This window comes from Synechococcus sp. BA-120 BA3 (assembly GCF_034931285.1).
GTDB lineage: Bacteria > Cyanobacteriota > Cyanobacteriia > PCC-6307 > Cyanobiaceae > Cyanobium.
This window is the reverse complement of sequence record NZ_JAYGHZ010000497.1, coordinates 1-806: the sequence shown is the minus strand read 5'-3', so window position 1 is coordinate 806 and position 806 is coordinate 1. Positions and strand designations below refer to the sequence as shown.

1 protein-coding gene and 1 pseudogene are annotated in these 806 nt (G+C 68.9%); one reads left to right on the top strand and one right to left on the bottom strand.

The genetic code is table 11. The features are described from left to right. Nucleotides 1–408 (top strand): winged helix-turn-helix transcriptional regulator (locus tag VB737_RS17140; protein ID WP_500314750.1); only part of this gene is annotated, 408 nt, incomplete at its 5' end. 97 nt (nt 409–505) lie between these two features. On the opposite strand, the pseudogene VB737_RS17135 reads toward VB737_RS17140, so the two are convergent. Further along, nucleotides 506–806 (bottom strand): annotated as a pseudogene (locus VB737_RS17135) (DUF3598 family protein); the annotation flags it as partial.

The following is an 806-nucleotide window of genomic DNA, read 5'->3' as shown; positions in this document are numbered from 1 at the left end:
CTGTTGCCCTTTGGGCTCACCGTGGAGGATCTGCCCCATGGTGTGTCCAGGCTGCGCAACCGCGTGATCGGCCGCGTCTTCCAGGCGCTGGGGCTGATCGAGCAATGGGGCAGCGGCATCCAGCGGACGCCGATCTTCGAGGAGATCGCCAATCGCTTTCGCGTCACCATTCCCACCGTCCCCGTGGGCCCAGCAGTGGTCGACGCCACTGAGCGGGCGATCCTCGCCAGCCTGAAGGAAGGCCAGGGGTTGGCCACCCGTGAGATTGCGGCCATCATCGGACTGTCGGCCCGGGCTACGCGCACGCGGCTGAGCCGTCTGATCGATCGCGGCCTGGTGCGCGAGATCGGCACCAGCGCCAAGGATCCCCAGCGAAAATACTTCCTGGCCGAAGGTGGCCCTCCATGAACCTGAGGCTCTCAACTCCCATGGCTTCAGCTGGCTGCGCCGCGGCAACGAACCCAAAATTGATATCAACCACAACGCCCTCGAATGGCGCGGCCCCTCAGACGCGCTCCAGCACCTCGTGGCTGGCGGAGACCCAGGCGCCGGTGGCGTCATAACGGCGGATGAGGCGCTCCATCCGGCCCGGGGCTGGCAGCCAGCCACCCACCAGCTCGAAGGCCGCCCGGTGGCTCACCTGCTCCGGCAGGCGCACGAAGCCGCCATCGGGCAGAAGTCGCAGCTCCGCCAGGTCCGCGGGCCCCAGCTCCAGCTGCACGTCGCTGGTGTCGGCCTCGGGCCAGTCGGCGCTGATCGTGGCCGCCTGGCCCTGCCAGCGGCCCAGCAGCTGCTCGGCGTTGGCG